Origin of the sequence: Micromonospora sp. NPDC049171 (genome assembly GCF_040648275.1) — a bacterium.
Classification (GTDB): domain Bacteria; phylum Actinomycetota; class Actinomycetes; order Mycobacteriales; family Micromonosporaceae; genus Micromonospora.
Map to the genome: position 1 here is coordinate 65,493 of NZ_JBEZDJ010000014.1, position 11,733 is coordinate 77,225.

At 70.9% G+C, this 11,733-nt stretch carries 11 protein-coding genes; 5 read left to right on the forward strand and 6 right to left on the reverse strand.

Going from position 1 to position 11,733, the window contains the following annotated elements; translation table 11 throughout:
- Nucleotide 1: 1 nt before the first annotated feature.
- From AB0B14_RS18980 to AB0B14_RS18990, 3 genes are all read right to left on the reverse strand, one after another.
- A complete protein-coding gene (locus AB0B14_RS18980) occupies nt 2-592 on the reverse strand; it encodes a hypothetical protein (RefSeq protein WP_357065466.1) in 591 nt (196 codons plus the stop codon).
- Between the two features lie 198 nt (nt 593-790).
- Entirely contained in the window at nt 791-3,274 is a 2,484-nt protein-coding gene (locus AB0B14_RS18985; protein ID WP_357065464.1) for a DNA topoisomerase IV subunit A, read from the reverse strand.
- A gap of 113 nt (nt 3,275-3,387) precedes the next feature.
- Nucleotides 3,388-5,517: a DNA topoisomerase IV subunit B gene (locus AB0B14_RS18990; protein WP_357065599.1), complete on the reverse strand. Its 2,130-nt coding sequence runs from the start codon at nt 5,515-5,517 to the stop codon at nt 3,388-3,390.
- Between the two features lie 281 nt (nt 5,518-5,798).
- Between AB0B14_RS18990 and AB0B14_RS18995 the strand changes: the two genes are divergently transcribed.
- Entirely contained in the window at nt 5,799-7,055 is a 1,257-nt protein-coding gene (locus AB0B14_RS18995; protein WP_357065462.1) for a hypothetical protein, read from the forward strand.
- Between the two features lie 100 nt (nt 7,056-7,155).
- Entirely contained in the window at nt 7,156-8,019 is an 864-nt protein-coding gene (locus tag AB0B14_RS19000; protein WP_357523266.1) for an alpha/beta fold hydrolase, read from the forward strand.
- Nucleotides 8,020-8,034: 15 nt separating this feature from the next.
- Here AB0B14_RS19000 and AB0B14_RS19005 read toward each other — a convergent pair whose 3' ends face one another.
- Entirely contained in the window at nt 8,035-8,205 is a 171-nt protein-coding gene (locus AB0B14_RS19005; protein ID WP_357065458.1) for a hypothetical protein, read from the reverse strand.
- Between the two features lie 196 nt (nt 8,206-8,401).
- On the opposite strand from AB0B14_RS19005, the gene AB0B14_RS19010 reads away from it, so the two are divergent.
- The gene (locus AB0B14_RS19010; protein WP_357376189.1) at nt 8,402-9,031 is read left to right on the forward strand and encodes a hypothetical protein; all 630 of its coding nucleotides are present in this window, start codon (nt 8,402-8,404) and stop codon (nt 9,029-9,031) included.
- Nucleotides 9,032-9,201: 170 nt separating this feature from the next.
- Complete coding sequence (locus AB0B14_RS19015) at nt 9,202-9,573, forward strand: hypothetical protein (protein ID WP_357065455.1); 372 nt, start codon at nt 9,202-9,204, stop codon at nt 9,571-9,573.
- Between the two features lie 15 nt (nt 9,574-9,588).
- Here the strand turns inward: AB0B14_RS19015 and AB0B14_RS19020 are convergent, their stop codons facing one another.
- Nucleotides 9,589-10,500 carry a DUF72 domain-containing protein gene (locus tag AB0B14_RS19020; protein ID WP_357523268.1) on the reverse strand — a complete coding sequence of 304 codons (912 nt, stop codon included), beginning with the start codon at nt 10,498-10,500 and terminating at the stop codon, nt 9,589-9,591.
- 135 nt (nt 10,501-10,635) lie between these two features.
- Between AB0B14_RS19020 and AB0B14_RS19025 the strand changes: the two genes are divergently transcribed.
- Nucleotides 10,636-11,139, forward strand: a complete 504-nt coding sequence (locus tag AB0B14_RS19025) for a DinB family protein (protein ID WP_357523270.1) — start codon at nt 10,636-10,638, stop codon at nt 11,137-11,139.
- A gap of 10 nt (nt 11,140-11,149) precedes the next feature.
- Here the strand turns inward: AB0B14_RS19025 and AB0B14_RS19030 are convergent, their stop codons facing one another.
- Nucleotides 11,150-11,680 carry a DUF664 domain-containing protein gene (locus AB0B14_RS19030; protein WP_357523272.1) on the reverse strand — a complete coding sequence of 177 codons (531 nt, stop codon included), beginning with the start codon at nt 11,678-11,680 and terminating at the stop codon, nt 11,150-11,152.
- Nucleotides 11,681-11,733 lie beyond the last annotated feature (53 nt).

An 11,733-nucleotide genomic window follows, 5' to 3' on the forward strand; every position in this document is an offset into this window, starting at 1 on the left:
CTCAGGCGAGGGCGGGCACCGGGCTCGCCGGGGTGGCGGCGGTGCCGCGGCGGGCCAGCGGAAGGAAGGAGACCAGCAACAAGATCGATCCCAGCGGAATCAGGTCCTTGTCGATGAACGGCGTGGCAAGGTCGGCAAGCACCAGGACCGGCGTCCACACCTTGACCCGGCGCCGCACCGCGAGCAGGACGACCAACGCGAGCTGGCCGAGGTAGAAGGCGTAGGGCCCGAAGTCGTAGGCCAACTGCGAGATTCCCGGCAGGGTACGCACCTGGTGAGTGATCATGCTCATGCCGTAGTTGTCGGTGGCCAGCAGGCCGGCCACCAGGTCGATCGAGAACTGGGTGATCAACGACAGCGCGCCGAAGGTGCCGGCCGTGGCGAACACCGTCGCCAGGACCCGGCCGCCAGTCATGCGGCGCATCTGCCAGAACACCGAGATGAACGCGACGAGGGCGCCGATGAATGCGAGGTGCCCGATGGTCCAGGCCGGGCCGGGACCACGCTCGCCGTCCAGCCCGTCGACGAGACGGATGATGCCGTAGCTCATCACCAGGACCGGGGCGGCGACGAAGGCGGAACGAAACTCCATTGTGGTGTCTCCTCGGGGTGCTGACGTCGTGTGTTCGACGTGGTCAAGCCTCCCGTTTCGCCGCCCCGACGGCATCGCGCCGCCGGGCGATCTTGCCAGTGCCCGCCACCTCCCCCGCACGCATGAGAGCCTCGCTCGCACGCATGAGTCCCACGTGGCCTGGCGACACGCGCATGTGTCGACGTCGACCTGGTGCGGTCAGTCGCGTTCGATCACGTGGCCCACCACCGTTGGGCCGAGCATCACCGCGAAGCCGGAGCCGTCGCGGCGCGGATCCGCCGTGGGCAACTCCACCGGGTCGCCGGTGCCGGTCGCGCCGACCGGGCGCGGACCCACCCAGGCGACGACCACGTCCGTCTCACCCTTGAGGAACCGGTGCGCCCGCACGCCGCCGGTCGCCCGGCCCTTCGCGGGGTACGCCTTGAACGGCGTCACCTTCACCGTCGCCCCGGTGGAGGTGACCACCATCGGCTCACCATGCCCCGGGTCGTCGGTGCGGACCGCGCCGAAGAACGCCACCCGCGCCCCCTCCGGCAGGTTGATGCCGGCCATCCCGCCGCCCTTGAGGCCCTGTGGACGGACCAGCCCGGCGGGGAAGCGCAACAGCGACGCCTCCGAGGTGACGAACGTCAGCGATTCGGTGCCGTCGGACAACCAGGTCGCACCGACCACCTCGTCACCGTCCCGAAGGCCGATCACCTCGAACTCGTCGGAGCGCACCGGCCACTCCGGCGCGCAGATCTTCACCACGCCCTGCCGGGTGCCCAGCGCCAGGCCGGGCGAGCCGTCCGCCTGCCCACCCAACGGGGCAAGACCGACGACCGTCTCCCCCGCGGCCAACGGCACCAGCTCGGCCGCGGACATGCCACCGCGCAGCGACACCGTGCCGGCCTGCTCGGGCAACACCGGCAGCGGCAGCACGTCGACCTTGAAGGCCCGACCCGCACTCGTCAGCAGCAGCACCCGACCACGGGCGGTGGAGTGCACGATCGCGCGTACCGTGTCGTGCTTGACCCGGCCGTTGCGCCGGCGCCCCTCGGCGCTCTCCTCCGACTCGGCCGCGGTCCGGGCGACCAGCCCGGTCGCAGACAGGATCACCTGGCACGGGTCGTCGGCAACCTCCAGCGGGCCGGCCGGCACGGACGCCGCCAGCACCTCCTTGAGATCGCCGTCGACAAGCGTCGTCCGCCGTTCGGTGCCGAACTGCTTGACCACCGCCGCCAACTCGTCGGAGACCAGCTTCTTGAGCACCCGCTCGTCGTCGAGGATCTTGCTCAGCTCGGCGATCTCGGCACGCAGCCGCTCCTGCTCGGCCTCCAACTCGATCCGGTCGAACTTGGTCAACCGGCGCAGCGGAGTGTCCAGGATGTAGGTCGCCTGGATGTCGGACAGGCCGAACCGGCTCATCAGCCCGTCCTTCGCGGCCTGCGCGTCGTCGCTGCCCCGGATCAGCCGGACCACCTCGTCGATGTCCAGCAGCGCGATCAGCAGACCGTCGACCAGGTGCAGCCGCTCCTGGCGCTTACGCCGACGGTACGAGGTACGCCGGGTGATCACCTCGTACCGGTGGGCCAGGAACACCTCCAGCAGCGCCTTCAGCCCCAGCGTGCGCGGCTGCCCGTCGACCAGGACCAGGTTGTTGACGCCGAAGGACTGCTCCAGCGGGGTCAGCCGGTAGAGGTCGGCGAGCAGCGCCTGCGGGTTGACCCCGACCTTGCACTCGACGACGAGGCGGGTGCCGCTCTCCCGATCGGTGAGGTCCTTGACGTCGGCGATGCCGGTGAGCCGCTTGGTCTTGGTGACCTCGTTGGTGATCGCCGCGATGACCTTCTCCGCGCCGACGCCGTAGGGCAGCTCGACCACGGTGATCGCCTGGCGACCCCGGCTGCCCTCGATCGGGCCGATCTCCACCTTGCCGCGCATCCGCACCACGCCACGCCCGGTCTCGTACGCCCGGCGCACCTCGTCCAGACCCAGCAGCACCCCGCCGGTGGGCAGGTCGGGGCCGGGAACGAACTCCATGAGCTTGTCCAGGGTGGCGTCCGGGTGGTTGATCAGCCAGCGGGCCGCGGAGACGACCTCGGCGAGGTTGTGCGGGATCATGTTGGTGGCCATGCCGACCGCGATCCCGGACGCGCCGTTGACCAGCAGGTTGGGGAACGCGGCGGGCAGCACGGTCGGCTGGGTCAGCGACCCGTCGTAGTTGGGCTCGACGTCGACGGTGTCCTCGCCCAGCTCACCGACGAGCAGCATGGCCTCCCGGGACATTCGTGCTTCCGTGTAACGCGAGGCAGCCGGGCCATCGTCTGGAGACCCAAAATTTCCATGCCCGTCGATGAGTGGCACGTTGAGCGAGAAGTCCTGTGCGAGGCGGACCATCGCGTCATAAATGGCCGTATCACCATGTGGATGGTACTTTCCCATCGCATCCCCGACAATTCGGGCAGACTTCACGTGGCCGCGATCCGGGCGGTAGCCCTGCTCGTACATCGACCAGAGGATGCGCCGGTGCACGGGCTTGAGGCCGTCGCGCGCGTCGGGCAGGGCGCGGGAGTGGATGACCGAGAACGCGTACTCCAGGTAGGAGTCGGACACCTCGGTGACCAGCGGGTTGTCGAAGACCCGCGCGCCGGCCTGGTCGAACGAGGAGAGGTCGACCTTGTTTTCCTTACGGCGTGCCATGACTCAGCTCTCCACGGGAACTGGAACTGGAACGGAACGGGCGCTCATGCCGTCGCTTCGCGACGGCATGAAACCCCATCGCGCTGTATCGAAATTCGCTCGCTGTCGCTCGCTCACGCGTCGATCGCATCCCGGTCGACGCGGTCGGCGGAGTCGATGAGCCAGTTGCGGCGCGGCTCGACCTTCTCCCCCATCAGCAGTTCGAGGATGCGTTCGGCGGCGTCGACGTCGTCGAGGGTGATCCGGCGGACGGCGCGGGTGGCCGGGTTCATCGTGGTGTCCCACAACTCGTCGGCGTCCATCTCACCGAGACCCTTGAAGCGTGGGATGGGTGTGACGATCTGCTTGCCGGCCTTTTCCAGCTTGCGGACCGTCGTCTCCATCTCGGCCTGGGTGTAGGTGTAGGTGGTCTGCGGGTTGCGCCCCCTGGTGGTGATCTTGTGCAGGGGCGGCATCGCGGCGTAGAGCCGACCGGCCTCGATCAGCGGGCGCATGTACCGGGCGAAGAGGGTGATCAGCAGCGTCCGGATGTGGGCGCCGTCCACGTCAGCGTCGGCCATGATCAGCACGCGGCCGTAGCGCAGCGCGGACAGGTCGAACGTGCGCCCCGAGCCGGCACCGAGGACCTGCACGATCGCGGCGCACTCGGCATTGTCCAGAACCTGCTGGAGGTTGGCCTTCTGGACGTTGAGGATCTTGCCGCGGATCGGCAGCAGCGCCTGGTATTCCGAGGATCGCGCCATCCGGCTCGTGCCGAGCGCGCTGTCGCCCTCCACGATGAACAGCTCGCTGCGGTCGATGCCGGTGGCCCGGCAGTCGACGAGCTTCGGCGGCATGGACGCGCCCTCCAGGGCGGTCTTGCGCCGGGCGGCGTCCTTCTGTTGCTTCTGGGTGAGCCGCACCCGGGCCGCGTCGACGATCTTCTGCAGGACCGTGCGGGCCTCGGCCTTGGTGCGCCGGTCCTCCAGCCAGGCCTTCACGTGCGCGTCGACCAGACCCTGGAGCACCTTGGTGATCCCCGGGGTGGACAGCTCGTCCTTGGTCTGCGAGGTGAACTGGGGCTCGGGGATGCGCACGTGCACCACCGCGGTCATCCCCTCCAGGACGTCGTCCAGGGTGGGCGGCTCCTCCTTGGCCTTGAGCAGGCCGCGGGTGTTGCGGACCGCGTCGGCGAGGGCGCGGACGAGGGCCCGCTCGAAGCCCTTGCGGTGGGTGCCGCCGTGTGCGTTGCGGATGGTGTTGGTGAAGCACTCGACGGTGCGGTCGTAGCCGGTGCCCCACCGGAACGCCACCTCGACCTCGGCGCGCCGCTGCACGTTGGACTGCATGACGCCGTTGGCGTCGGCGGCGTTCTCCCGGTAGGTGCCCTCGCCGTTGACCAGCAGGGTGCCGGAGACGGGCCGGTCGCCGGCCGGTGCGAGAAACTCCACCATGTCGCTGAGCCCGTTGGGGTAGTGGAACCGCTCCTCGGCGGGTGCCTCGCCGGTCAGGTCACGCAGCAGGTAGGTCACGCCGGGGACCAGGAAGGCGGTGTTGCGCAGCTTGGTGCGGACGGCGTCCACGTCGAGTGCGGCGCCGGTCTCGAAGTAGCGGGCGTCGTGCCACCAGCGGATCGAGGTGCCGGTGCGTTGGCCGCGCTTCATCGCACCGGTGACCTGGAGCCCGGGGCCGGCGGTGAAGGGCGCGTCCGGCCCGGCACCGTCGAAGATGCCCGGGACGCCGTGCCGGAAGGACATCGTGTGGATCTTGCCGGCTCGGCGGACTGTCACGTCGAAGCGGCGGGACAGCGCGTTGACCGCCGAGGCGCCGACGCCGTGCAGGCCGCCGGAGGTCTTGTAGCCGGAGCCGCCGAACTTGCCGCCGGCGTGCAGCCGGGTCAGCACCAGCTCGACGCCGGAGATGCCGGATTTGGCGTGCACGTCGGTGGGGATGCCCCGGCCGTCGTCGTCGACCTGCACCGAGCCGTCGGCGTGCAGGATCACCTCGACGTGGTCGGCGTGACCGGCGACACCCTCGTCGGTGGAGTTGTCGAGGATCTCGTTGACGAGGTGACCCACGCCACGGCTGTCGGTGGAGCCGATGTACATGCCGGGCCGCTTGCGGACAGCGTCCAGCCCCTCAAGGTGGGTGAGGTCATCGGCCCCGTACAGGGTGTCAGGCTCTGCGGTCAACTGGTCGTACTCCCCGGTCTCGGCGGTGTGCTGCCGGTCACCGGCGACATCAGCCGGCGTGGCGCGCCGCAGCGAGCCTAGCCCGAGGCTAGGACAACTCCCGGAGGACCTACGCGACCCGCCGCGCGGTGGCCCTCGGACGTGAGCCAGCGAACAGTCAGCCGGTGAGCACGGGAGCACGCACCGCAAAGCACGATCACGGCCGGTTGGGGCGCACGGCTTCGGAAAGTGACCGGAGTGTGCCACATGTCTTTCATCGAACGAATCTGTTACGGGCCATTGACGCCCGTTGCACAGGGGTGATCTGATCGCGCTCTCAGAGAATCTTTCATCTTTCGATGGATGGGGGCCCCATGCCCAGGTTCCGGCGTACCGCGCTCGCCGCGGGACTAACGATCGCCATGGCCGCGTTGTCGACCGCCGTCGCGCTGCCCGCACCCGCGTCCGCCGCGCTGCCCACCGCCGCGGTGGCACTCGGCGACAGCTTCATCAGCGGCGAGGGCGCCGGGGCGTACACCCCGGTGGTCGACGTCAACGGTGTCGCCCAGGGCTTCCCCGGTTGGACCGCGGCGAACAACAACGCGTTCTTCTGCCACCGTTCGGCAAACGCCTCGCTGCACCAGGCCAACCTGCCGGGCATCCAGAACCGGTTCAACCTGGCCTGCTCCGGCGGCCAGCCGCACGACATCGCCAACGCCTCGCAGGCGCGGACGAACGGCCGGACCGTGGCCGCGCAGCTGGACCAGCTCCGCGCCGTCGCGCAGACCCAGGACATCGACCTGGTGCTGGTCGGCCTGGGCTCCAACAACAGCTCGTTCACCTTCGGCAGCGTCGCGGAGAAGTGCGCCAACCGGTTCATCGCCGACGCCTGGACCGGCTGGTGGGAGTTCTGGGCGTACCTCGGCGGGCCGGTGGAGCAGAAGCCGTGCAGCGACGCCGACCTGGCCACCGCGGCACAGCTCAGCGCCGCGACCGCGGAGACCACCGCCGCCGTACGCCAGATCCTGACCACCCTGGACCAGATCGACGCGGACGGACAGCACCGGGTGGTGTTCCAGGACTACACGAACCCGCTGCCGCTGGACCTGAACCCGCAGTTCCACGAGGAGGACAGCCGCGACGACACCCGGGACAAGTTCCGTGACCTGGGTGCCGAGCGGTACGCGGCGGGTTGCCCGATCCACCGGGCCAGCCTGGCGCCCGGACACCGGTTCTCGCAGGGCCTGGGCACCATCGTGAAGTCCGCCCGGGACACCCTCGCGGCCGAGTTCCCCGCCGACGAACTGGTCTACCTGAACGTGCAGCAGGCCTTCAACGGCGCTCGGCTGTGCGAGCAGACCAGCAGCCCGACGGGCTCGCTGGCCACGCCGATCCGGCTGCAGGACGGCGCGAGCGGCACCTTCGTCACCAGCCTGTCCGGCAAGGACAAGATCGCCATCCAGCGCATCGCCAACACCTGCGTCAGCTACTTCCAGACCTGCCAGGAGTCCTGGCACCCGAACGCCACGGGTCACCAGGTGCTCGGTCAGTGCCTGAGTGGAGCCGCCACCACCAGCGCCCGCTCGGTCGCCTGCGTCCGCGCCGGCAACGGGACGATCTCGGTCTCCTGACCGCGTCGCCAACCGGAGGGCCCCGCTGCGGCGGGGCCCTCCGTCGCGTCGGCGCACCGTCGGCTACCCGCCGGTAACGCCGGGACCGTAGGCTGAGCCGGTGGATCAAGATCCGGAGTACGCGCAGGAGTTCGTCGACGTCGACGGCGGCCGGTTGGGTGTGCAGGTCTACCCCGAACCGCCCGACACCACGGGTGCGCCGGTGGTCGTGATCTGGCCCGCGATGGGTGTGCGGGCCCGCTACTACCGCCCCTTCGCGGCCACGCTACGCGCCGCCGGGTTGGCCGTGGTCGTCGCCGACCTGCGCGGAACCGGGGCGAGCACTCCGACGCCGAGCCGGGCCGACCGCTACGGCTACGCCGAGTTGGCCGACGACGTCGGGGCCGTTCTCGCCGCCCTCAAGCCACGACTGGACGGGCGTAACCGCCTGTTGCTGGGGCACTCGCTCGGCGGTCAGGCCGCGCTGCTGCACCTCGCCCTGCACGGCGGCGACGAGGTGGACGCGTTGGCACTGATCGCGGTCGGCATCCCGTACTGGCGACACTACCCGGGCCTGCGCGGCCTCGGCGTCCTGCCGTACACCCAGGGGATCGCCGCCACCGCGGCCCTGCTGCGGGTCTGGCCGGGCTGGGGCTTCGGCGGCCGGCAGGCGCGCGGCGTGATCCGCGACTGGGCCCACACCGCGCGCACCGGCCGTTTTCCCCGGCTGAACGGCACGGACACCGAGGCTGCGGTACGCGCGGTGCGCACACCGACGCTGGCGGTCAGTGTGGACGACGACCAGTACACCCCGCACGAGACGATGGACGCCCTCTGCGCGAAGCTCGCCGCGGCCCCGCTCACCCGGGAGCGCTACCCGGTGGCGCAGGCCGATGCGGCTCTGGACCACTTCACGTGGGTCCGCGCGAGCACCCCGTTGGCGCGGCGGATCGCCAGTTTCGCCGGCGACCTGCCGCCCCGCTGAGCCGGGTCGGGCCGTTCACTCGTCCTGGTCCAGCGGCACCAGCTCGCCGTCGCGCTCCACCTGAATCTTGGCGTGGTCCTTGCGCGGCGCGACCTCCGCGGTGTTCTTGTGTGGGTCGTTGTCCGGGTGCATGAGCACCGCGTCGGTTTTCGGGGTCTTCTCCCGACTCTCGTCCGGCTGCGACATCCCGTTCCCCTCTCGGTCAGCGTCGCTCGGGATCTACCCGCCACCGCGCGAACGACTCCTGCCGGCGGTGGTGCGGCACCTCGAAACCCGTATGTCGCGGTCCTGCCGGTGCGGTGCCGATCGGCCGCCGGGTGACGGGGTTAGCCGCCCGGGCGGCGGGTAAGCCGCAGCGCCCAACACGGCGGAAGGGGATCACATGTCCGAACGGCATACCGCACTGCGCTCGATGCACGATCTGGGCCTCGCGGCCTGGTTCGGCGGCTCCCTCATGGGTGCCTTCGGCGTCAACGGCGCGGCAGGGAAGATCAGCGACTCGACCCAGCGACTCTCGGTCGCGTCGGCCGGATGGTCCAGATGGACCCCGGTCAACGCCGCCGCCATCGGCGCGCACCTGGCCGGTGCGGTCGGCGAGTTGGTGACGGAGAGCCCACGCGTGGCGGCTCAGTCCGGGGTGGGCCGTACCAGCGCCATCAAGACGGCGTTGACGATCGGCGCGCTGGCCGTGACCGGCTACAGCCGGTTGGTCGGCATGCGCCTGGAGAAGGCCGGTGCCTCGCCGGTGAGCGGGACCACCGAGCCGAACCACCAGACCCCGGCGAGCGTGGCCTCCTCGCAGCGGCAGATGAAGCTGCTCCAGTGGGCCATTCCGGCGTTGACCGGGGCCCTGGTGGTGGTCACCGCGTACATGGGTGAGCAGCAGAAGCCCGGCCAGGTGTTCAAGGGGATTCTCGGCCGGGGCAGCAGCATGAAGGGTGCCTCGAAGGGCATGATCAAGATGGCCGGCATGAGCAACGGCAAACGGCCGATGGCGATGGCCGGACGCTGAACGCCGGGCCGGCCCGCGTCCCGCCGCCCTCTCGACGGCGGGGCGCTGGCCGGTCCCGTGCGCTCCCCGACGCGGCGACGACGCTCCTGCGACGGCACCGGCGCGGGCGGGCGCGACCCGAGAACGGCACACCGTCCGCCGGCAGCGGCGGACCGACGAGCGGGGTGGCCATGACGGTGCACAAGGGACGCAGTGGTGACAACGACCGGCAGGAGCCGGAGGCGACCCAGCCGTGGGGCGGCGGCGACGGCTTCGACGCCGACGCGCCCTGGGGTGCCGACGCGGACTCGCCGATGGACGAGGGCAGCGAGGAGACCGCGGTGCCCGAGGGACGACGCGGGGAACGGCGTGCGGGTGCCCCGTCGGGCCGGACCGACCCGGCGGGACGGCACGGCTTCGGCTCGGTGGAGCCAACCCGGACGACGATGGCCGGCCCCGGCGCCCCACCGGACCCGGCGCCCAGCGGCCGGACCTTCCCGGACGACGCCGACATCGGCGATTCGACACAGGACGCGCTGCGCAGCCGGGGTCGACGCTCCTGATCCCACCGTGGCCGGTCAGCCGCTCGATCCGGCCGCAACGCTCCGGTCGGCGACCATGGTCTCGGTGAGCAGTTGCGCCAGCCGGGTCGCGTCGCGTTGGGCCTGACCGGCGCAGCAGTTGTTGAACAACACGTGCAGGTCGTCGGTCGGACCGGCGAGCTCGGCCAACCGCCCGGCCCAGTGCGCGAGCTCGGCCTCGTCGTACGCGTACCGGAACTTCTCTTGCTTGTCGCCGTCGCCCCAGGCCCGGCTGTGGCCGTGGAACCGGACGATCGCCGGCTCCGCGGTCGTGGTCAGGATCGGCGGCACCGACGACGGGTGCCCCTGCGGCATGTCGACGCAGACCAGGGACAGGTCGTGCGCGCGCAGCAGGTCCAGCGTGTCCGACGCGGCCGGGCCGTCGAACCAGGAGCCGTGCCGCAGCTCCACACCCACCCGCCACGGCCGGCAGCGCTGCGCCAGCTCGACGATCCGGCGTTCGGCCGCCGCGCCGCGCACCAGCCACGGCGGGAACTGCAACAGCACCGCACCCAGCTTGCCGGCCGCCGCGATCGGGTCGAGGGCCGCGCGGAACCGGGCCCACAGCTCGTCGTACGCCCGCTCCGGCAGGTCCCGGCGGCGGATCCGGCTCGGGCCGGCGGTCGGACGCAGGTCCCGGGGTAGCGCGGCGACCGGCGTCGGATGGCCGGTGAAGAGACTGAACGCCTTGACGTCGAAGGTGAAGTCGTCAGGTGTGGCGTCGACCCAGCCCTGCGTGGTCTCCGGTACGGGTACGGCGTAGTAGGACGTGTCCACCTCGACCAGCGGGAACCGGCCGGCGTAGAAACCGAGCCGACGGGCCGGCGTGTTGGCCGAGCGCGGGTACCACCCCGAGCGCAGCAGCGACTGGTCGGCCCAGGACGACGTACCCACCTTGATCACACCCATGTCATTCAGTGGACCGCCACCGACGCGGATCGGCAACCGCTGGCGGCTCGTACGTCGCACGTCGTGTCCGACACCGGAAGTGTCGGTGCCGGGGCCTACGGTGGCACCGAGTGAACATCGACGAAGGGTGGCAGCATGACCAGCACGGAGCAGCTCACCGGTGAGCGGGCCGATCTACTGCAGACGCTGCGCCGGCACCGGGGTTTCCTGCTGCACACGGTGGACGGGCTCACCGACGAGCAGGCCGCCACCCGCCCGACGGTGAGCGAGCTGAGCCTCGGCGGCCTGGTCAAGCACGTGGCCGGCGTCGAGCACCGGTGGATGCTCTTCGCCGTGGGCGGCGCGGAGGCGATGCAGCGTGAGGAGATCGACTGGGTCGGTCAGTTCCAGCTGGCACCGGGCGAGACCCTCGCCGGTCTGGTCGAGCGGTTCCAGGCGGTTGCCGACCAGACCGACGCGCTGGTCGCCACCCTCGACCTGGACGCGGCGCACCCGCTGCCGCAGGCTCCCTGGTTCGAGCCGGGGGCGAGTTGGACGGTCCGCCGGGTGTTGCTGCACCTGATCGCCGAGACGTCCCAGCACGCCGGGCACGCCGACATCCTGCGGGAGTCGATCGACGGCGCGAAGACGATGGGCTGACCGACGGGTCCTATCGGCCGCTGTTGGCGGGCGCCTCGGCCTCGATCAGGCCGCGCACGTAGGCGGCCTGGCCGACGTGTTGCAGGTCGTCGTCGGCGATGCTGACCAGGCGGACGCCGAGGGTGACCGGTGGGTCCCACGACTCGTCGACCACCCGGTCCAGGTCCGCCGGGTGCAGACCGGCCAGGAACGAGCCGGTCCGCGACGCCACCGCCTCGTAGTAGTCGACGAGTGCCTGCGCGCTCTCCGGCCGCACCGCCTCGACCTGGGCAGCCGAATGACCGTAGCCGGTGTCGTCCGGGTCGGCTTTGAGCCCGAACCGGCCCGCCCAGTCGCCGCTGACCCAGATCTGCTCGGTGTCGAGCAGGTCGGCGACGTGGTGGTCCTGCACGCGGGTCAGGTGCCAGACCAGCCAGCCGATCGTGTTGGCGCCCTCGACGGGTGCCTGGTGCAGTTGCTCCGGGCTGAGGCCGTCGACCGCCGCGCGGACGAGGTCGGGCAGCCGGTCGTACGTCTCGGTCAGCAGGTCACTCACGTCCACCGGGCACACCTCCAGGTTGGTTTCCGATCAGGTACCGCCGACAGCGGGCGCGC

Excerpts from the sequence above, each read along its gene's own strand:
- AB0B14_RS18980 (WP_357065466.1), bottom strand. The coding sequence starts at position 592 with ATGGAGTTTCGTTCCGCCTTCGTCGCCGCCCCGGTCCTGGTGATGAGC.
- AB0B14_RS18985 (WP_357065464.1), bottom strand. The coding sequence starts at position 3,274 with ATGGCACGCCGTAAGGAAAACAAGGTCGACCTCTCCTCGTTCGACCAG.
- AB0B14_RS18995 (WP_357065462.1), top strand. The coding sequence starts at position 5,799 with ATGCCCAGGTTCCGGCGTACCGCGCTCGCCGCGGGACTAACGATCGCC.
- AB0B14_RS19005 (WP_357065458.1), bottom strand. The coding sequence starts at position 8,205 with ATGTCGCAGCCGGACGAGAGTCGGGAGAAGACCCCGAAAACCGACGCG.
- AB0B14_RS19010 (WP_357376189.1), top strand. The coding sequence starts at position 8,402 with ATGTCCGAACGGCATACCGCACTGCGCTCGATGCACGATCTGGGCCTC.
- AB0B14_RS19015 (WP_357065455.1), top strand. The coding sequence starts at position 9,202 with ATGACGGTGCACAAGGGACGCAGTGGTGACAACGACCGGCAGGAGCCG.
- AB0B14_RS19020 (WP_357523268.1), bottom strand. The coding sequence starts at position 10,500 with ATGGGTGTGATCAAGGTGGGTACGTCGTCCTGGGCCGACCAGTCGCTG.
- AB0B14_RS19025 (WP_357523270.1), top strand. The coding sequence starts at position 10,636 with ATGACCAGCACGGAGCAGCTCACCGGTGAGCGGGCCGATCTACTGCAG.